Annotated in this window: 20 protein-coding genes, 1 tRNA gene, 2 pseudogenes and 1 riboswitch; of the genes and pseudogenes, 6 read left to right on the top strand and 17 right to left on the bottom strand. The window is 61.4% G+C overall.

The genetic code is table 11. The annotated features are described in order from the left end of the window. Positions 1-42: 42 nt before the first annotated feature. Entirely contained in the window at positions 43-972 is a 930-nt protein-coding gene (locus tag L0Z65_RS09655) for an SPOR domain-containing protein (RefSeq protein ID WP_405107152.1), read from the bottom strand. Positions 973-1,301: 329 nt separating this feature from the next. On the opposite strand from L0Z65_RS09655, the gene L0Z65_RS09650 reads away from it, so the two are divergent. Continuing rightward, positions 1,302-1,391: transfer RNA gene (locus L0Z65_RS09650), tRNA-Ser, on the top strand. A gap of 681 nt (positions 1,392-2,072) precedes the next feature. On the opposite strand, the gene L0Z65_RS09645 is transcribed toward L0Z65_RS09650, so the two are convergent. The 7 genes from L0Z65_RS09645 to L0Z65_RS09615 form a co-directional block, all read right to left on the bottom strand. Next, positions 2,073-2,663 (bottom strand): YceI family protein, encoded by a 591-nt coding sequence (locus L0Z65_RS09645; protein ID WP_405107149.1) that lies wholly within the window; start codon positions 2,661-2,663, stop codon positions 2,073-2,075. Between the two features lie 128 nt (positions 2,664-2,791). After that, the gene (locus L0Z65_RS09640; protein WP_405107146.1) at positions 2,792-3,178 is read right to left on the bottom strand and encodes a hypothetical protein; all 387 of its coding nucleotides are present in this window, start codon (positions 3,176-3,178) and stop codon (positions 2,792-2,794) included. Beyond that, entirely contained in the window at positions 3,178-3,378 is a 201-nt protein-coding gene (locus tag L0Z65_RS09635; protein WP_405107143.1) for a hypothetical protein, read from the bottom strand. The genes L0Z65_RS09640 and L0Z65_RS09635 overlap by 1 nt, the downstream gene beginning before the upstream one ends. Positions 3,379-3,408: 30 nt before the next feature. Then, a complete protein-coding gene (locus tag L0Z65_RS09630; RefSeq protein ID WP_405107141.1) occupies positions 3,409-3,765 on the bottom strand; it encodes a molybdopterin cofactor-binding domain-containing protein in 357 nt (118 codons plus the stop codon). Then, positions 3,755-4,963, bottom strand: a complete 1,209-nt coding sequence (locus L0Z65_RS09625) for a xanthine dehydrogenase family protein molybdopterin-binding subunit (RefSeq protein ID WP_405107138.1) — start codon at positions 4,961-4,963, stop codon at positions 3,755-3,757. Before L0Z65_RS09625 ends, L0Z65_RS09630 begins: the two co-directional genes overlap by 11 nt. 89 nt (positions 4,964-5,052) lie before the next feature. Beyond that, positions 5,053-5,598: a molybdopterin cofactor-binding domain-containing protein gene (locus L0Z65_RS09620; protein ID WP_405107135.1), complete on the bottom strand. Its 546-nt coding sequence runs from the start codon at positions 5,596-5,598 to the stop codon at positions 5,053-5,055. A 2-nt stretch (positions 5,599-5,600) separates the two neighbouring features. After that, positions 5,601-6,065 (bottom strand): (2Fe-2S)-binding protein, encoded by a 465-nt coding sequence (locus L0Z65_RS09615; RefSeq protein ID WP_405107132.1) that lies wholly within the window; start codon positions 6,063-6,065, stop codon positions 5,601-5,603. Positions 6,066-6,241: 176 nt separating this feature from the next. Here L0Z65_RS09615 and L0Z65_RS09610 point away from each other — a divergent pair, with 176 nt between their 5' ends. From L0Z65_RS09610 to L0Z65_RS09595, 4 genes are all read left to right on the top strand, one after another. Further along, on the top strand, positions 6,242-6,607 hold the full coding sequence (locus tag L0Z65_RS09610; protein WP_405107129.1) for a TetR/AcrR family transcriptional regulator: 366 nt from the start codon (positions 6,242-6,244) through the stop codon (positions 6,605-6,607). Then, entirely contained in the window at positions 6,489-6,941 is a 453-nt protein-coding gene (locus L0Z65_RS09605) for a TetR/AcrR family transcriptional regulator C-terminal domain-containing protein (protein ID WP_405107126.1), read from the top strand. The genes L0Z65_RS09610 and L0Z65_RS09605 overlap by 119 nt, the downstream gene beginning before the upstream one ends. A gap of 226 nt (positions 6,942-7,167) precedes the next feature. Next, positions 7,168-7,929: an MBL fold metallo-hydrolase gene (locus L0Z65_RS09600; RefSeq protein WP_405107123.1), complete on the top strand. Its 762-nt coding sequence runs from the start codon at positions 7,168-7,170 to the stop codon at positions 7,927-7,929. Next, positions 7,815-8,180, top strand: coding sequence for an MBL fold metallo-hydrolase (locus L0Z65_RS09595; protein WP_405112509.1), 366 nt, complete (start codon positions 7,815-7,817; stop codon positions 8,178-8,180). The genes L0Z65_RS09600 and L0Z65_RS09595 overlap by 115 nt, the downstream gene beginning before the upstream one ends. Positions 8,181-8,843: 663 nt before the next feature. On the opposite strand, the gene cobF is transcribed toward L0Z65_RS09595, so the two are convergent. From cobF to cbiE, 7 genes and pseudogenes are all read right to left on the bottom strand, one after another. Further along, positions 8,844-9,629: a precorrin-6A synthase (deacetylating) gene (gene cobF / locus L0Z65_RS09590; RefSeq protein ID WP_405107120.1), complete on the bottom strand. Its 786-nt coding sequence runs from the start codon at positions 9,627-9,629 to the stop codon at positions 8,844-8,846. A gap of 68 nt (positions 9,630-9,697) precedes the next feature. Then, entirely contained in the window at positions 9,698-10,375 is a 678-nt protein-coding gene (locus L0Z65_RS09585; protein WP_096868414.1) for an energy-coupling factor ABC transporter permease, read from the bottom strand. A gap of 27 nt (positions 10,376-10,402) precedes the next feature. Then, positions 10,403-10,620, bottom strand: a riboswitch (cobalamin riboswitch). Positions 10,621-10,821: 201 nt separating this feature from the next. After that, positions 10,822-11,587: pseudogene (gene cobA / locus L0Z65_RS09580) on the bottom strand (uroporphyrinogen-III C-methyltransferase). After that, complete coding sequence (locus L0Z65_RS09575) at positions 11,584-12,903, bottom strand: cobyrinate a,c-diamide synthase (protein WP_405107116.1); 1,320 nt, start codon at positions 12,901-12,903, stop codon at positions 11,584-11,586. The pseudogene cobA and the gene L0Z65_RS09575 overlap by 4 nt, the downstream one beginning before the upstream one ends. After that, complete coding sequence (cobM, locus tag L0Z65_RS09570; protein ID WP_405107114.1) at positions 12,896-13,690, bottom strand: precorrin-4 C(11)-methyltransferase; 795 nt, start codon at positions 13,688-13,690, stop codon at positions 12,896-12,898. The genes L0Z65_RS09575 and cobM overlap by 8 nt, the downstream gene beginning before the upstream one ends. Beyond that, entirely contained in the window at positions 13,687-14,064 is a 378-nt protein-coding gene (locus L0Z65_RS09565; RefSeq protein ID WP_405107111.1) for a cobalamin biosynthesis protein, read from the bottom strand. Before L0Z65_RS09565 ends, cobM begins: the two co-directional genes overlap by 4 nt. Then, complete coding sequence (cbiE, locus tag L0Z65_RS09560; RefSeq protein WP_405107108.1) at positions 14,061-15,248, bottom strand: precorrin-6y C5,15-methyltransferase (decarboxylating) subunit CbiE; 1,188 nt, start codon at positions 15,246-15,248, stop codon at positions 14,061-14,063. The genes L0Z65_RS09565 and cbiE overlap by 4 nt, the downstream gene beginning before the upstream one ends. On the opposite strand from cbiE, the gene L0Z65_RS09555 reads away from it, so the two are divergent. Beyond that, positions 15,247-16,002 carry a cobalt-precorrin-6A reductase gene (locus L0Z65_RS09555; protein WP_405107106.1) on the top strand — a complete coding sequence of 252 codons (756 nt, stop codon included), beginning with the start codon at positions 15,247-15,249 and terminating at the stop codon, positions 16,000-16,002. The genes cbiE and L0Z65_RS09555 overlap by 2 nt on opposite strands. Here the strand turns inward: L0Z65_RS09555 and cobJ are convergent. Both cobJ and L0Z65_RS09545 read right to left on the bottom strand, forming a co-directional pair. After that, positions 15,984-16,748 (bottom strand): precorrin-3B C(17)-methyltransferase, encoded by a 765-nt coding sequence (gene cobJ / locus L0Z65_RS09550; protein WP_405107103.1) that lies wholly within the window; start codon positions 16,746-16,748, stop codon positions 15,984-15,986. The two genes, L0Z65_RS09555 and cobJ, sit on opposite strands and share 19 nt — an antisense overlap. Next, positions 16,745-17,474, bottom strand: a pseudogene (locus tag L0Z65_RS09545) (precorrin-2 C(20)-methyltransferase). Before L0Z65_RS09545 ends, cobJ begins: the two are co-directional and overlap by 4 nt.

The following is a 17,474-nucleotide window of genomic DNA, read 5'->3' as shown; positions in this document are numbered from 1 at the left end:
TCTTTCCGGTTGGTCACGTCAAGCAGAGCCGCACAAGCGAGGTCAATTGGTGACCGCATAGGCATCGGAGAAGCCGACGGCCTTGACGCTCTTCAGCAGCTGACTGCGTTCGGATTTCGATTGGGCTAGCCCGACCAGCACCCGCCAGAACGGTTTTCCGTTGCTGGACTGGGACAGGACTGAGGGCATAAGCCCGGCATTGCGCATCTGATCGGCGGTGCGTTTGGCATTGGCCTCAACACTGAAAATACCGATCTGAATATAGGGTTTGTTCAGAGAGGAACTGGCTGCTGCGGCCTTGGTTGCGGTTGAGGCCACGGCGGGTGCGGCTGCCTGCGCAGGCGCAACAGCGGTCGGGGCCGCCGCGTCAATGGCCGCCGCAGCACCGGCAATCGGGTCCAAAGGCTGCGTGTCGATATCGCCGCCATCGGCCAGGGTGACATCGGCCTCCTCAAGGATGACCTCCGCTGCCTGCTCCGGATCGGCAACTTTTTCGCGGCGCAGCGCGGTGACATTCAGTTCAACCGGTGCACCCGCCAACATGCCCAGAGCCTCGGACGCATCGGAGGACACCTGCAGCCGGGGACCGGGAATTTCCCGCTCACGCCGGAACAGCGCACCGATCACAAATTTGCCATTGGCCTGATTGCGGATGATCACCTGTTCGGGATCTTCGGCATCCGGATGCGCCACCCAGACCCCGCCCAGCGAGGGGCGCCCATCCCACAGGCCCGCTTCGGTCACCTGAAACACCTCTGGTGCCTCCACCTCGCGTTCGACCAGGCGGGTACTGCTGGAGGGGGTGACGGCGCCGTCTTCCTGTGGCTTTGGTTTCAGGAAGGCCAATCCGGGGCCTTCTTCGCAGGCGCCGAGGATCATCAGCCCGGTCAGTGCCGCCGCAAGCCGTCGGCCCCGGCGCGAAGACCCTTGGTCTTTGGCGCTGTGTTTGCGTGTCGACATAGCGTGAACCATGTGTGCTTCCTTGCCCGTATCTGACGGCGCTTTGCGCCTTCTTATGCGCGCTGTCCTGCGCTCCGTGCCGATTGCTTCGGCGTCAGCTGTTCCTGTACCGGTTGTTCCGGCGCCTTATGATGGGCGCAGCATAGCCGCCACGCCAACGCAAGGAAACCCTGCCACAGCGCGCTCGGCAAGTTTTCGGCGATCGCGGATCCCTGTGGCAGCCCGTCACGCTCGGCCCGCAGCGCAGGGTATCCGGGACAGGTGGCGGGCACCGTGAAACGGCATAGGATGCAATTCCCTCTTGCCAGACGGGCAACCAGCGCCTAAACCCGGCGCCGACCGGGGAGGTGGCAGAGTGGTCGAATGCGGCGGTCTTGAAAACCGTTGAACGTGAGAGCGTTCCCAGGGTTCGAATCCCTGTCTCCCCGCCACTTTATCAAGTAGTTAGCCGCCACCTTGACCGCTCACCCCGAACGGGTAATGTCACGGCTTCCCCAAAAATTTCTACGTTCACGATCTGTTTTTGTTTCGGTCTCTGAGGCTTTGTGCCTCTTTCGCCAGGGGCTTTTGGCTGCCCCTTTCGAATACTTTTGAACCAGGATAGGCTCTTGTGCCCGGTGATCGCGACAATCTGCTGATCTGTGCAACCGACTTCAACCAATTAACCAGCGGTTTTTAAAGCAGACTGTGCTGTGAGTATTCAGCCAGGCTCGCCGTTTTTCGCACAGCCATGACTTTCTTCTGCAACTGGTCGTAATTCAGCTGCCTGCCACTCTTTCCCACTGGAGCGACGGCTTGTCGCTCTTGATGAGCTTTTCGAATGTGAAGCGCTGAGCAAGCGCACCGCCACCGCGCATCAGTCGCCAATACTTGCGGCCATATTCTTCGCAGTTCGGATCCGTGCGTGTCGCACCTCGGCACTGGCGAAAAGCCACATCTTGAGACCCCGATGGCGCGGGGTAGTGACTACCTGCCCTATCGGGTCGCGCTGAGGCGCGAGATCGCCCGGTGCCTTGGAGTTTTCTTCTTCTTTTCCCGTCCGTTACGCGCAGTCACGTGCTGATCGGTGCCGTTTCTTTCGCGGGAGACGGCACCGTGTCTTGGGGGAGCAGTTATTCCACGGCCTGCATTTCAGTGTCGATTTCGATGACCAGTGTCCCAACCGGGATGGTCATGCCAACACCAAAGTCTTTCGGCTCGATTTCGGCTCGCGCATAAAACGCCGCCCAATCGCCTTTGTAATACTCTAGGAACTGCCCCAACGGGTGCTCTCCAATATGGGTCAAAGTGGCCTGAAGCGTCACGGGCTTGGTCACCCCGTGCATGGTCAGGTTGCCTGCTATATCAGCGGTCTTGTCACCGGTGCGGGTAACAGAGGCGCTTTCAAAGGTGATTTCCGGATATGTTTCCACTTCCAGGAAGTCGGCATTCTTGATGTGATCATCCAGCGCAGCGACACCGGAATGGATGCTGGTTGCATCCACAACCGCTTTCAGGCGTGCGCCTTCGACATTGGCTTCATCCAAAACCAGAGTGCCTTCAGCCTTGGTGAACTCGCCATGCTGCATCGAGACGCCTGCGTGGCTCCATTTTACGCGGACTTCGGTGTGACCCTGTTGGGTTTTATAAGTTACCTCAGCCAAAACAGGGGTTGCCAGAGCAATGGCGGTCGCGGTCGCGGTGAAGAGCTTTGAGAACAGCATGGTATTTCCAATCTTCGCAGTTAAGAAAATGAGGCAGAGGGCAAAAATGCGTGTGTTCTACGCACGCCCAGCTCTGGCCGGGACCTGAGCCACTCCGGGTTCAGGCCCCAGTCAGACAGGGTCCGTCATCAGGGCTGATAGGGCTCTTCCCGCAGCGTGTGGCTGACGAGAAGCTTGAAGAAGAGGATGGGCAGGAACCATTCCAGATGTTCAGGATTCTCGAAGACATAAAGCGACAGAAGCAGCGCGATGCAGTAGATGAGGGCCGCAAATGGGCGCTGCAGATACAGAGGTGTCAGAAGGATCGCCGCACAGGACGCAAGGGTGAAGCCATAGACCATGGCAATCCAGCCCAAATCAAAGCCCAGAAATGCCCAACTGAACAAGGTGATCTGGATCAGGTGGATCGCAATGAAGGTCATGTGGGCCTTGAAACCCTCACCTTCACGGAAGAACCAGCGCTTGGCGGCCGAGGTCGAATTTGTGATGGCACCGCCGACCATATCCACAGCCATCAATGACACCAGAATATACTGCCAAACATTCCAATCAGCGTTCTGATAGAAGCCGAAGACAATAACGCTGCAGCGGCAAAGATGAACGGTGGATAAAGCTGCAGGTTCTTTTCTGCTTTTGTTGCCCCTGGGCCGATCAGCGTGTCGATAAAGCCCCAGAAGCCAACCCGTTTGCCGGGCAGCGTCCAATCAATTCTCATGGTCGTGTCGTTTCCTTGAAGAGTTTGGGTTTAGGAAAAAGTTACGCCGTTCTCAGTCATCGGCAGTGTGCTGACCATCGTGCCAGCCAAGGCTGCGACAGCGTTGGCCAGAGCTGGCCCAGCGGGGGGCGTTCCGGGTTCGCCGATGCCGCTGGGGGCTTCAGCCGAGGGGATGATGTGGACATCAATGGCTCCGATGTCGCCGATGCGCAGCGGCTCGTAGTCTGGGAAATTGAACTGGTCCACTTTGCCGCTGCTGAGGGTGATCTGATCGCGCATGATGTGACCGATACCGTACCCGACGCCGCTTTGGATCTGGGCGTCTACGATGTCCGGATTGACGGCAATGCCGCAATCCACGGCGCATGTGATTTTCTCAATCTGCACGCCGTCCTCCACACTGCCCGAGACTTCGACAACAAGCGCAACAAAGGTGCCAAAGGACATATGGCCCGAAATCCCCTGCGCATGACCGGCAGGCGCCTTGCCCCAGCTCGGCCTTGTCTGCGGCCAGTTTCAGAGCCGCTGACTTCCTCTGCTGGTTCTTGTTGTTCGCGCCCGCCAGATACGCCAGCCGGTACTCCAGCGGATCGGCTCCGGCTGCCTTGGCCGCCAGATCCATCATTGTTTCCATCACATAGGCTGTGTGGGCGTGGCCGATGGAGCGCCACCACAAGACTGATGTTGCCTTTTGAGTGTCGGTTAGGCCGAGGGCAAATCCCGGAATGCTGTAGGCGGTATCAACAGCCCCTTCCACGGAAGTGTGATCCACGCCGTTATGCACGACGATTTGTTCAAACGGGGTGCCTTTCATCACCGATTGGCCAGCAATTTGATGCTGCCAGCCGATGATGGCCCCCTTGGCATCTAGGCCAATCCGCACCTTGTGGCCGAAGGCAGGCCGGTAGTAGCCACCCTGAATATCATCCTCGCGCGTCCAGACCAGTTTCACCGGCCGCGTCCTATCCGTCATGATAAAGGCCAGCGCCGCTTCGACCTGATAGTCCGCCGATGGGGTTGCCCGGCGGCCAAAGGACCCGCCTGCGAACATCGACTTGATGTGAATTCTTTCCTGCGGCAGCCCGAAGATTTCCTGATAGGCCAGATGGGTTGCCGTCGGCATTTGCGCCCCATCATGGAGCACGATGTCGCCATCCTCGGTCTGTTCAATGGTGCAATTCAACGGCTCCATCGGGGCGTGCGCCAGCAGCGGGAAGTAGAAAGTTCTTTCAATGGTTTTTTCCGCCCCCTTGATGTCTGCCGCCACGGCGTCCGGATCCGTGCTGTTCGCCCGGAACTCAGGTTCGGCGTCCAGCGCCGCCCTGATTTCGGCTTCGACCTCATCAGAGCTGCGGGTCTCGGCGGCAGAGAGATCCCACTCGGCCTCAACCGCGTCCCGCGCCTGAATTGCGGCCCAGGTGTTTTCTGCATAAATGGCGATGCCCGCCTTGTTTGGCAGAACTGCAGAATGCAGGTAGCCTTGCATGTCCTGCGCGGCGCTGTCGTCAAAGCTGACGGCCAGGGCACCCCGCGACGGTGGGCGCTTGATCAGTACAACCATTTGATTGGGCAGATGCACATCCATGGCGAATTTTGCCTGACCGTTGCCTTTGCTTGCGGAATCCAGACGGCGGGCGGCAGGTGAGCCGATCAGCTTATAGTCTGCCGGATCTTTCAGGCGCGGGTTTTCAGGTGCTCAAGCAGTTGTGCGGCCGCCGCCACAAAGTCGCCGATGGGGGCAGAATGCCCGGCAGCACTGATAATCCCCTCGTCGATTGTGATGTCCGAAGCATCATTTCCCCATGCCGCAGCCGCGGCCGCAATCAGCATCTCACGGGCTGCCGCACCAGCCTGGCGGTACTGATCCCAGGAGTTGACAAGGGATGTGGAGCTGCCAGTGCCCTGGAAAATGCCGAACCTGAGGTTGGCATAAAGTTCAGGGTTAGATGGCGCGAACTCGAATTCGATCTGATCAAGGCGCAGACCGATTTCTTCCGCAATCAGCGTGGAGAGCCCGGTGCTGATGCCCTGGCCAGCCTCATAGTGCTTGACGATTGCTGTCACCGCACCGTCCGACCCGACTTTGACAAACGGGTTGAACTGAGCCGTGCTTTCCCCGGCAGCGGCAAGACCGCCGCTGGGGTTTACTCCGACAAAGAGAACAGCTGTGGAAGCCGCAGCCCCCTTCAGAAAGTTACGGCGGGACGTATTCGCGGTCATCTTCAGCCCTCCAGAATTTCAGCAGCGCGCAGGATGCCCGCCCGGATACGCTGGTACGCAGCACATCGGCAGGCATTCCCCGACATGTAATCGTCGATCTCTTCCGCGTTGGGTTTGGGGTTCTCGGCGAGCAGGCCTGTCGCAGACATGATCTGCCCGGATTGGCAGTAGCCGCATTGAACAACATCCAGCTCCAGCCAGGCCTGCTGCACAGCCGCGCCGATCGCTCCGTCACCGACGGCCTCGATGGTGGTGATTTCAGCGCCCTCTGTATCTTCGATGTATGTCTGGCAGGAGCGCACAGGCTCACCGTCCATATGCACCGTGCAGGCGCCGCATGAGGCGATGCCACAGCCGAACTTCGTTCCGGTGAGTTTTAGTTCGTCCCGTATCACCCAAAGAAGCGGGATCCCCGGCGCAGCTTCGACGGTATGCGTCTGGCCGTTCAGTTTCAGCTTGATCGTCATCTTGACTTCCCTTTGGCAGAGCCACCCTGCCGCTGCTTGGCAATTGCACGGCTTGGCAGAAGTGTCTTGAAGATGCCTCCCTTGATATTGAGAATCATCAATCACTGTCAACAGTTGTTGACTGCTGGTGGTGACAACGGGCTTGACTTCCCGTCAAAAGCGATCACATTCGCGTCATGACTTCAGAAAATTCAACCATCCAAACCAATAACTTGATCTTCAAAGCTGGAACCAGTCTCAGCACGGAACTGATCCTGGACACCGCCCTCACCTTGGCGGAGGAGGTTGGAAGCCTTGAAAAACTGTCGCTCCGGAAAATTGGCAAGGCCTTGAATGCGGATCCTACGGCGATCTATCGCTATTTCCGCAGCAAGAACGAACTGCTGCAAGCGATGGCAGACCGGATCTATTCACGAATGCTGCTTGACGAAAGATATAACAGACGAGGACTGGGCTACTCAGCTTACAGAAATCGCATCCTCCATCCGCAGCGTTTATCTGGTCTTTCCGACGATTGGACTGGAAGTCACCAATCTGTCTGAGTCTGATGCTCGGGCTGCCAGTTACGTGATTGACGCAATCTATCGTGCATTGGAGCACTCCGGCCTCCCGGAACGGCAAATCCCAGTGTTCGGAGAAGTCCTGCTTTCCATGGCGATTGGTGTTGGCACCGGTGAAAATCTGTTTGGTTCTGATCCGGATCGAAGTAAGGCGTTGGTCAGGGAAAAACAGAAAAAACTCGATCCGGCTCAATACCCGAACCTGACCCGCCATCTGGGCAGCCCGATCCCTTCCAACGAAGAGGTTTTCGACCTTGCCGTTCAAATGCTGATCGAAAAGATATCGGCAGTCGCAAGTGCCAGCAGCAAAAGCTGAACACACATGGGAAGGCCAATCAATCCACTGCCAGGAATGCCATGGTGCCTTGTTCATCCGCCATGGCACGCGCCGTGAGAAGGGCCGCCAGGTCAGGCAGGCAAGCTTGGGTCGGCAACCTCAGGCAACGAACATGAAATTGAGGAGTACCGCTCTCCTCACAGCCGGAATTTTTGCGCTGCTAGGCGCATGTACTTCCTATGAAACAAGAAACAAGATTCAGATCATGAGCAGCTCAACACCCAGCCATCACACGGCCAACCACAGGTTCCGGAACCCTCCCGGCAGCCCGGTACGCGAAGGGTCCGCCGGAGAAATGCTCGGGTTCATCATGAACCAGCTGTTCTCTTCTTTCAAAACACCTATTCCCAGCGATCATGTCCTGGGAGGTGACGAATTCCGTCGGCAATTGGCGCAGGCCCGCAATCCAAGCGTCACATGGCTGGGCCATTCTGCATTCATCATTAGGCTGGGTGGCAAGATCATACTGACAGATCCGTTCCTCGGGGAAACTGCCGGTCCTGCGGGCTTTGGCCCCAAGCGGTTTGTCGCAGCTCCGATCACCGGAGCCGAGTTGCCCAAGGCAGATGTGCTGCTGGTTAGTCACAACCACTATGATCATCTCGATGCTCCGACAATCGAAGCCTATCCCTACAAGGCGGACATCCAGGTTATTGTTCCATTGGGTCTGGGAGCATTCTTTACCAGCCGCGGCTATTCAAAGGTGATTGAACAGGATTGGTGGGAGAGCTGGCACTCCGGCGCCCTCAAAATCTCCACCTTGCTTAAGCACTTCACAACTCCGGCCGCGGTCTCCGTGACAAGAACAAAACGCTGTGGGCCAGCTTTGGCATCTTCACCGACGAAGGCCGCATCTGGTTTTCGGGGGACACAGCGAGCGGACCTGTCCTTGACGAGATCGGCAAAAGGGCGGGGCCTTTCGATTTGGCGTTGGTGGCTATCGGAGCATATGAGCCGCGCAAACTGATGAAGGGAGCCCATGTCACCCCTGAAGAAGCTGTTGAACTGGCAATGAAAGTTGGCGCCCGAGCTGCAATCGGTATGCATTGGGGAACAATTGCGTTGACGCCGGAAAATCCGTTTGAAGCGCCAATAAAGTTCCGCAAGGCAGCGGAAAAACTAGGCCTGGGCGCAGAAAAAGCTGTTGTGATGAAAATCGGTGAAACCGTAAACCTGGCTGCCGGTGACCTCACGCCGCCGCACCTTGTGCAGCGTTAGACAAATATGGGCGGCAGGGCCTGCATTAATTCTTCCGTCTCGTGGTGACTGATTGTCCGCCGCCCGGCGCTCTGACACGCTGCCAACCCCTGCAGTGAGATTTTGGCATTATCTAGCTTCGCCCTTTCCAGCAGAGTGTAAACTGCCCCGTTCAAGTCGGCCACCTTGGCTTGACCAAGGTGGTTTATCCAAGCTTCACCTGAAACCTGTGAATTCAGGTGGCAGAACGCGCTGTGGCGCACGCGCAGCGAAACCATCCAAGGTACAGGTTGGGCTCAGGGCCACCCAATGCGTCTGCGTGCCTTCAGCAAGATCGCCGTGCAGCCCAGCTACTCGAAGACCGCACGCAGCCCAAAGCGGAACTCCGTCAAGGCACCGAGAGTGAGGACTATCAACCGCTTCTAATAATATATGGTGACAAGGCTTCATTCTCATCTTTGCGAGAAGGTCGCTTGTAGCACGACGTGGCTTTGGGAGCGAAATGCTCCATGTTGTGTTTAGCTCAAATTATGGCGGTAGCTCACTATCAATATATCGCGTGAAGTCGCCTTTACGCGTTTGAAAGCTTCGACGTATAACACTGTTATTTCGAAAATTGTCTGTGAGGGGCGTGCAAGGTCCACTGAAGCGGGGTGGCTTGGCTGGCCTTGCTGTTTTTACGCGTCACCGTGGAGGGTTGGAGACAGCCCGCCGCAGCAGATAGATATCCATGATCCAGCCATGATCCGCGCGGGCGTTGGCGCGGGTTTCGATGATCTGATCGCTGACCTCTCCCAACGGGCCTGAGATCGAAATCTCGTTTTCCATCCCGGCATAGGCCGTCCACCAGATCTGAAGGCCTGCGGGATCAAGCGAGCGGAACGAACAGGCGCCATCTAGCATCACCACCAGCGTCTCGGTCCCTTCCGGCCAGCCCGCATCGCGCAGCTGCCGCCCGGTGGTGATGGTGAAGGGACCATTGATGGTATTAATCGGGATCGCATGCGCCGCCGTCAGCGCCTGAATGGAGGTGATGCCGGGAATGACGCGCAGGGCAATCTCGGCCCGCGTCTTCAGCCGGTCAGCAATGCGCATCGTGCTGTCATAAAGCGAGGGATCCCCCCAGACCAGAAACCCAACCGCGCCACCTTCGGGCAAATGGGTGGTGATGGTCTGCCACCAGATCTCAGCAATCGCGTCATGCCAGTCATCGACCCGTTGGCGGTAATCCTGCGTCGCCTCATCCCGCACCGGCAGGTCGAATTCCACGATGCGGGGCGCGGGGTGGTCCGGGCCGCCCTCGCGGATCGCTGCGGCGCAAATGGCTTGGCGCACCCCCGCCAGATCATCCTTCCCGGCGCCCTTATTGGGAATCAGGATCAGATCCTGCGCGTTCAGCGCCTCCACCGCCTGCAGGGTCAGATGCTGCGGGTTGCCGGTGCCGATGCCAATCAGGGTAAGGTCAATCATTGCGGGCCTTTCAAATGAAAACACGGCCCCGAAGGCGGGGCCGTGCCGGTTCAGTCATGTGCCAAGGATCAGGCGTTGTTGTAAAGACGCGGTGTCACCAGCGCGCTGCCGTTGAGGCCACGCATTGCCTTGGCACCGGCCAGAACCGCCAGATCGGCAATCGGCTCAATCAGCACCACCAGCATGTAGGCGCCACCAAAGGTCAGCACGGAAGTTACCGTTTCGCCACCAAACCCCTGACCGTAGAAGGCCCAGAATGCCACCCAGGCCACCACGCCGCCCTGATAAGCGGTGCTCAGCGCCAGCGCCTGGCTGTACTTGAGGTCGACATAGGCGGTGCCCGGCGCGATGATACGGGCGGCCAGCGCTTGCAGGGCAAACAGCGGCACCAAGAGGGTGGTCAGGTTGATGAAATACATCGGCAGATCAAACGGCGCAAAGAACACGCCCTGGATCAGCAGACCCGCCGCCAAACCAAAGGCCGCAGGTGCGGCCCCTAGGATCAGGAACAGCGTCGAGCCGAGAATGAAATGCACCTCTGAGACGCCAACCGGGAAATGCGGCAGCACCTCGAAAAACAGGAACACGCCCACGGTCGCGATCATGGCGCGCAGGGCATAGGATACGATATTGGTCTTTTTCAGATCCGCAAAGGTTTCCTTGGCGGCATAAGTCGCAGCGCCAGCTGCGGTGGCATAAGACAAGCCGATTTTGGTGGCATCAACGATGCCTGGTTCGATATGCATTACTGTCTCCTCTCCGTCTCACCCGACGGGTTGATTATGTGGCATGGCCGGTCTCCTGACTCGCGGGTCGCTGCTTGCTCTCCCCCTTCCCAGCCCGTTGGCCAGTGGGTGTTGGAAAGCTGCTCGCCGCTCACAGTCGCGGGGGCGGTTGAGGCTTCGGTGCCGCGATTGGGTCCACCGTTCCTCATTCCCGTTTCAGTCCTGACGCTTAGCGCCGTTGGAACACCATATGCCGCCTATGTGCCCGCTGGCGCCTGACTCGGTCAAGTTTGAATCCGGCTCCGCAAGAGATGTTAGCGACGCGCCCTTGGGTCAGCCGGACCCTGCGCGCACCGCAGCAGGACATCCCATCCGCACAGCGCAGACAGGAGCATCACAGAGGGCGCAGCACCCGCACAGGCGAGCAGAGGGTCTGACGCGTATCGCGGCCGACCGCCTGATGCGGATCAGCTGGTCTCGGGGGCATCCAATCCGGCGTGGGTCGGATCTGCGGGCTGATCGGCCAGCGGGCCATAGAGGATCAGCACCGGCGCGGTGGTCTGCATCGCCCGCAATGCTGCCGAGCAGGTCCCCAACTGTATGGCAATGCAGCTCCTGCTCCGGTGTCGACACCCCCAGCGCCACCAGCGCATGTGTCTGCGGCGGCAACCCCGCCTCCATCAGCTTTTCCGCCAGCGCCGCAAAGGTGCTCTTGCCCATGTAGACAACCGTTGTGGCCTCACCATCGGCAAGGGCGGCCATATTCAGATTGTCCGGCAGGCCACCGGTGACGTCATGGCCGGTGATGAACTGCAGCCGCCGCGCCGTCATGCGCCGGGTCAGCGGGATGTTCGCCGCCGCCGCCGCCGCCGAGGCGGCCGTGACGCCGGGCACAATCTCGAACCCGATCCCGGCCTGCCGCAGCGCGGTGATCTCTTCTTCCAACCGGCCAAACACACCGGAATCCCCGGATTTCAGCCGCACCACATGCAGACCGCTCTGGGCGTAATCGACCAGCAGCTGGCTCACATGGTCCTGCTTGGGGGAGGGGCGACCCGCCCGTTTGCCCACGCCCACCAGATCGGCGTCCGCGCGGGCATGGGTCAGGATCGGCCCGGAGGACAGATCGTCAAACAGCACCGCATCCGCCGCCTCCAGCCGCTTCACCGCCTTCACGGTCAGCAGCTCCGGATCGCCGGGGCCAGAGGACACAAAGGAGACAAAACCGCTCATCCCTGCTCTCCGGTGATCAGATGGAAGAAGGTGCCGGTGACATGGCCCTTGATGGAGCCAGTCTCTGGCACCGGGTTGCCGTCAGCGTCCATGACATTGGCCAGCGGCGCATCGGGTTCTTCCAGAATGGTGGAATAATGGAATTCATGCCCGCGCAACGCCGTGCCTGCCTCAAAGCCGGGCATCCCCGCCTGCAGAATGGCGCGGCGGTAGCCGAGGTGGAACTTGCGCTTCTCGTAAGAGGTCACGAGGCCCAGCAGCCCCAGCATCTGGTGCCGGGTGCCCGCCTTGTCGATCAGTGCCTCCCCCAGCGCCATATAGCCGCCGCATTCGCCATGCACCGGCTTGCTCTGCGCGTGTTTGCGAAGCCCTGCGCGAAAAGTCTCTGCCGCCGCCAGTGTGCCGCCGTGCAGCTCAGGGTAGCCGCCGGGCAGCCAGACCAGATCGGAGTCCGCAGCGGGCGCCTCATCCGCGAGCGGCGAGAACGGCAGGATCTCTGCCCCCGCCGCGCGCCAGCCGCTCAGCAGATGCGGATAGGTGAAGGAAAACGCCGCATCCCGCGCCAGCGCAATCCGCTGTGCGGGCGGCTGGGGCAGGCTGGCCGGTGCAGGCGCCTGACCGGCCAGGGCTGCAGCCTTGATTGCCTCCAGATCGACATTCTCGCGCAGAAACGCCGCATAGCCTGCAATCGCGGCTTCCAGATCCGGATGTTCCACCGCCTGAATGAGGCCCAGATGCCGCTCTGGCAGCGCCAGATCGCCTCGCCGGGGCAGGGAACCCAGCACCTTGATCCCGGCCTTCTCCATGCCCAATCGCGTCAGCCGTTCATGGCGCGGGCTGGCGACACGGTTCAGGATCACACCGGCAAAAGGCAGGTCAGGATCATAGTTCTTGAACCCCAGCGCCGTGGCCGCCGCCGATTGCGCCTGACCGCCCACATCAACCACCAGCACGACGGGCCAGCCCATCCGCTTGGCCGTCTCGGCAGAGGAGCCGAAACCCGACTGCCCGCGCGTTGCCACGCCGTCGTAAAGTCCCATGGAGCCTTCACCGATGCAGATCTCCGCGCCTGCCGCCTGTCCGGTGACCGCATCCAGCAGCCCGCCATCCATGGCCCAGGTATCCAGGTTGAAGCTCGGTCGTTTCGCGGCTGCCAGATGAAAGGCCGGGTCGATGTAATCCGGCCCGCTCTTGTAGGGCTGCACGGTCAGCCCGTCCTCAGCCAGCGCCCGCAGAAGGCCCAGCATCACGGTGGTTTTGCCGGTGCCCGAGGAGGGCGCCGAAATCATCAGTCCGGGTGGGGTCATATCAGTCATCGCCATGGCTCCAGCTCGACCACGGGCTGTCGGCGCTTTGCGGCCTGTAGCGGCGGTCGTAATCGGTAGAGTAGAGGCAGCTTTCGTCAAAGCCCTCGCCCTTCAGCACCGGCCCCACCAGAATGAGCGCCGTGCGGGAGATCTTCTCGTCCAGCGAGTCCTTCAGGGTCGCAAGCGAAGCGCGGATGATCTGCTGATCCGGCCAGCTGGCGCGGTACACCACCGCCACCGGGCAATCTGCGCCATAATGGGGCGTGAGGCTCTCGACCACATGATCAAGATTGCCGATCGACAGGTGGATCGCCAGCGTGGCGCCGGTCTTGGCAAAATTCTCCAGCGACTCGCCTGCGGGCATTGAGGACGCCCGCCCTGGCGTGCGGGTCAGCACCACCGACTGGCCCAGGCCGGGCAGGGTCAGTTCCGTTCCCAGCGCCGCCGCAGCAGCGGCAAAGGACGGCACGCCGGGGGTGACGCTGACTGGAATGCCCTCGGCTTTCAGGCGGCGCAGCTGCTCGCCCATCGCCGACCACACTGACAGATCGCCGGAATGCAGGCGTGCCACGTCCTGACCTGCTTCATGCGCCGCCTTGATCTCTGCCACGATGGCCTCCAGATCCATTGCCGCCGTGTTGATGATCTTGGCATCCGCCGGGCAGTGGCTCAGGATCTCCTCCGGCACCAGCGAGCCCGCATAAAGGCACACCGGGCAGGCCGCGATGATGTCGCGCCCGCGCAGGGTCAAAAGGTCGGCAGCGCCCGGTCCGGCGCCAATGAAGTGAACGGTCATGGCTCAAGTCTTTCTGCTATGGCCGCGGTGGCAAGCCCATCCGCGGTGACAACTCTGGGGGCCAGAAGACGCGCCCGCGCCCCCGGTGCCCCATGGCGCGCCCCGGCCAGCGCCGCGGCTTCCGCCAGCGACCCAGTGCCGAACCGCGCCTTGATCCGGGGCGAGCAGGTCAAGGTCTGCTCCCCGCTAATATCCTGTTCCGGCAGCGCAATCACCGGCAGGCCGATGCTGCGTGCAAAGTCCTGCATGGCAGGCGCTGCAGCCTTTTCCGCGACAGAGGCCAGCGCATCCACACGCTCCCCGGTCAGCGCCAAAGCCGCCTGCAAATCCGCCGCCGTGGCGCTCTCACGAAATCCGATCCCCGCCACCTTCATCGCGTGACGCTCCACTGAATGACAGGCCGCGCCCGCCGCCAGTCGCGCATCGACCCCAGCGGCCCGGCCTCAGCAATCTCCGCCTTCAAGAGATGGCCGCCGCGTGCCGCATGGGCCTGCATCAGCAGGGTCTCGGTCTCCAGCGTGACGCCATTGGCCACCAGCCGCGTGCCTGCGGGCAGGATGTCCCACAGATGGTCCAGCAAATCCTGCGAGCCGCCGCCACCAATGAACACGCAATCGGGCAGAGGCTGGCCTTCCAGCACATCCGGCGCCTTGCCCGGCACCGCACGCATCCGGTGATCCAGCCCAAACGCCGCCGCATTGGCGCGGATATTGTCCAGCTGGCTCTCGCGCGGCTCAAAGGTGATGGCCCGCGCTCCCCGTGCCGCCAGGCACCACTCGACAGAGACAGAGCCGGAGCCGCCGCCGATGTCCCATAGCAGTTCCCCCGCGCGCGGTGCCAACGCCGACAAGGTCAGCGCACGGACGGGACGTTTGGTGATCTGCCCGTCGCTGGCAAAGAGATCATCCGCCAGCCCGGACGCCTGCGGCAGACCCTTGCGGCCCGCTGCCTCAACCGCCACGGCAACAGGGGCCTGAATGTCTTGCAGGTCAAAATCTTGTGCCGCTGAAGACCGCACCCTCTGACGCGGCCCGCCAAGGCATTCCATCACGGTCAGTCTTGACGCTCCGAACCCTTCAGCGGTCAGCCATTCCGCCAGCTCTGCCGGTGCCGCCCCGTCGCGCATGGTGCAAATCACGCGTGTCCCGCTTCCAAGCAGAGCCCGCAGCCGCGCATAGGGGGCCGCGTGCAGGCCAAGGCAAAGAACCTCCTCCAGCTTCCAGCCCAGCCGGTTCGCCGCCAGCGCAAAACACGCGGGCGCCGGGTGCGACACCCATTCACCCGCTTCAAGATCCCGCATTAGCGAGCCGCTGGCGCCATGCCAGAACGGATCACCTGAGGCCAAAACCACCACGCGCCGCCCGCGCATCGCCAGCACCGGCTCGGTCGAAAACGGCACCGGCCAGGGCTGCCCCTTGGCGCCAGCACCAGCCAATTCCAGATGCCGGGGCCCGCCGAAAATCACATCGGCCTCCACCAGCGCCTTCCGGCTTGCATCACTCAGGCCTTCCAGTCCATTTTCGCCCAGACCAATGATTGTGAGCCACGGGTTAGACATGACACGCATCCTTCTTCTGGGCGGCACCACCGAGGCCTCCAGCCTGGCCAAAACCCTGGCCGAGGCGGGCGCGGATGCGGTGTTTTCCTACGCGGGCCGCACGGCCAAGCCGGTCAGCCAGCCGCTGCCGACCCGTGTGGGCGGCTTTGGCGGAGTGGAGGGGCTTTCTGGTTATTTGAAGACCGAAAGCATCACCCATGTGATCGACGCAACCCACCCGTTTGCCGCGCAGATGAGCACCAATGCAGTGCAGGCCTGCGCGGCGGCGGGGGTGCCGCTCTGCGCTTTTGAACGCCCGGCCTGGCAGGCGGGGGAGGGCGACAGTTGGCTCCACGCGGACAGCATCGAAGGCGCGGTGAACGCTCTGCCCGAGGCCCCCGCGCGGGTGTTTCTGGCCATCGGCAAACAGAACCTCACCCAGTTCGCAGCCAAGCCCCAGCACCACTACCTGCTGCGGCTGGTGGATGCGCCGGAGGCGGAATTGCCGCTGCCGCACACCACGGTCGAAATCGCCCGAGGCCCGTTTGATGCGGCGGGTGACACCGCGCTGATGCAGCGCTATGGCATCACGCATGTTGTGGCGAAAAACGCTGGCGGCGCGGGTGCTGCGGCCAAACTCACTGCCGCGCGCACCCTCGGCCTGCCGGTCTTCATGATCGGCAGACCGCAGGTGCCCGCCCAAGCAGGGCAGCGCCCCATCAAGGGCAGCGTGGCAGAGGTTATGGCCTGGATTGCTCATCCTTCGGCAACGTAACGGGGCGTGTAGACGTAGCTGCCAATGCGCCGCGTGTCGCGGTTGCCGACAATCACCACGGTGCGCATGTCGGCCATCTCGGGCGTGGCGTCCTTCAGCGGCACGGTCAGCAGCTCCTGTCCCGGCTTGGTCACGTCGCGGGCAAAGGTGATGAGCGTATCCTGACCGCAGGCATCCCGCAGGATGTCCAAAGCGCGGGCAAACTGATGCGGCCGCGACTTGGAGCGCGGGTTGTAAAACGCCATCGCCAGACCGGCCTCGCCGACCAGCTGCAGGCGCTTTTCAATGAGGCTCCAGGGCTTCAGATTGTCGCTGAGGTTGATGGCCGCGAAATCATGCCCCAGCGGCGCGCCGATGGCGGCAGCAGCAGCCAGCATCGCGGTGATGCCGGGCAGCACCTTGATCTCCAGATCCAGCCAGTCCGGGTGGCTTTCTGCGTTATTCTCCAGCGCTTCGAACACGGCGGAGGCCATGGCGAACACACCCGGATCGCCGGAGGAGACCACAACAACGCGCTTGCCCTCAGCCGCCATCTCCAGCGCGTGGGTGGCGCGGTCGACTTCGACCCGGTTGTCAGTGGCGTGCAGGGTCAGCCCCTCACGCGGCGCGATGCGCTTCACGTAGGGGATATAGCCGACGATATCCGTGGCCTCATCAATGGCGTCGCGCACTTCCTGCGTCACCAGCGCCTCGTTTCCGGGACCAAGACCGGCAATCACCACCCAGCCATTTCCTGTGTTGCTCATGGCCGACGCCCCTGTCCGTGCACCAATACGATGGAGAAGTAAGGCACCTCGCCGTCGATCTCCGACAGCTTCTGCACAGTCTGCCCCGGCATGGTGCCGCGTTCGACCAGCCAAGCGTCATCTGCGCGGCCAGCACGCTCCAGCGCGCGGCGCAGCTTGGGCAGGTTGCGGCCGATTTTCATGACCACCAGCGCATCGGTTTCCGCCGCGCGTTTGGCCAGCTCATCCTCGCTGAGGGTGGCCATGGCCACGGTCAGAACATCGTCCCCCCAGGTGATCGGCTGGCCGGAGGCGGTCCAGCAGCCGGACATGCCGGTGATGCCCGGGATGATCTCCTGCTCCGCACGGCCCTGAAGCCGGGTGTAGAGATGCATGTAAGAGCCATAAAGGAACGGGTCGCCCTCGCAGAGCACCACCACGTCCTCATCCTTGGCAATCTCGGCCAGCGTATCGGCCCAACGGTCATAGAATTCCGCCAGCACCCGGTTGTATTCGGGGTCGGAGAAATGGATTTCGGTGGTGACCGGATATTCCATCGCGTGTTCGGTGACGCCCTCGGCCAGCATCCCGTCCACGATCGCGCGGGCCTGACCCTTGCGGCTAGGCCTTGCGGAAATAGGCGATGTGACGCGCGCCTGTGATCATCCGGTGCGAGCGGACGCTCATCAAATCGGGGTCCCCGGGGCCCAGCCCGGCGCAGATCACTTTGCCCTTGGAGATGGTCAT

It is taken from the genome of Phaeobacter sp. BS52, from assembly GCF_045040595.1.
Classification (GTDB): Bacteria; Pseudomonadota; Alphaproteobacteria; order Rhodobacterales; family Rhodobacteraceae; genus Phaeobacter; species Phaeobacter piscinae.
Note: the sequence above shows the minus strand (reverse complement) of the source record. Positions and strands in the feature narration are given on the sequence as shown.

What these genes read in the sequence shown, in the direction of transcription:
- L0Z65_RS09655 (WP_405107152.1), bottom strand. Translation starts at nt 972, where the DNA reads ATGGTTCACGCTATGTCGACACGCAAACACAGCGCCAAAGACCAAGGG.
- L0Z65_RS09645 (WP_405107149.1), bottom strand. Translation starts at nt 2,663, where the DNA reads ATGCTGTTCTCAAAGCTCTTCACCGCGACCGCGACCGCCATTGCTCTG.
- L0Z65_RS09640 (WP_405107146.1), bottom strand. Translation starts at nt 3,178, where the DNA reads ATGGCTGTGGATATGGTCGGCGGTGCCATCACAAATTCGACCTCGGCC.
- L0Z65_RS09635 (WP_405107143.1), bottom strand. Translation starts at nt 3,378, where the DNA reads ATGAGAATTGATTGGACGCTGCCCGGCAAACGGGTTGGCTTCTGGGGC.
- L0Z65_RS09625 (WP_405107138.1), bottom strand. Translation starts at nt 4,963, where the DNA reads ATGGATGTGCATCTGCCCAATCAAATGGTTGTACTGATCAAGCGCCCA.
- L0Z65_RS09620 (WP_405107135.1), bottom strand. Translation starts at nt 5,598, where the DNA reads ATGACCGCGAATACGTCCCGCCGTAACTTTCTGAAGGGGGCTGCGGCT.
- L0Z65_RS09615 (WP_405107132.1), bottom strand. Translation starts at nt 6,065, where the DNA reads ATGACGATCAAGCTGAAACTGAACGGCCAGACGCATACCGTCGAAGCT.
- L0Z65_RS09610 (WP_405107129.1), top strand. Translation starts at nt 6,242, where the DNA reads ATGACTTCAGAAAATTCAACCATCCAAACCAATAACTTGATCTTCAAA.
- L0Z65_RS09600 (WP_405107123.1), top strand. Translation starts at nt 7,168, where the DNA reads ATGAGCAGCTCAACACCCAGCCATCACACGGCCAACCACAGGTTCCGG.
- cobF (WP_405107120.1), bottom strand. Translation starts at nt 9,629, where the DNA reads ATGATTGACCTTACCCTGATTGGCATCGGCACCGGCAACCCGCAGCAT.
- L0Z65_RS09585 (WP_096868414.1), bottom strand. Translation starts at nt 10,375, where the DNA reads ATGCATATCGAACCAGGCATCGTTGATGCCACCAAAATCGGCTTGTCT.
- L0Z65_RS09575 (WP_405107116.1), bottom strand. Translation starts at nt 12,903, where the DNA reads ATGACTGATATGACCCCACCCGGACTGATGATTTCGGCGCCCTCCTCG.
- cobM (WP_405107114.1), bottom strand. Translation starts at nt 13,690, where the DNA reads ATGACCGTTCACTTCATTGGCGCCGGACCGGGCGCTGCCGACCTTTTG.
- L0Z65_RS09565 (WP_405107111.1), bottom strand. Translation starts at nt 14,064, where the DNA reads ATGAAGGTGGCGGGGATCGGATTTCGTGAGAGCGCCACGGCGGCGGAT.
- L0Z65_RS09555 (WP_405107106.1), top strand. Translation starts at nt 15,247, where the DNA reads ATGACACGCATCCTTCTTCTGGGCGGCACCACCGAGGCCTCCAGCCTG.
- cbiE (WP_405107108.1), bottom strand. Translation starts at nt 15,248, where the DNA reads ATGTCTAACCCGTGGCTCACAATCATTGGTCTGGGCGAAAATGGACTG.
- cobJ (WP_405107103.1), bottom strand. Translation starts at nt 16,748, where the DNA reads ATGAGCAACACAGGAAATGGCTGGGTGGTGATTGCCGGTCTTGGTCCC.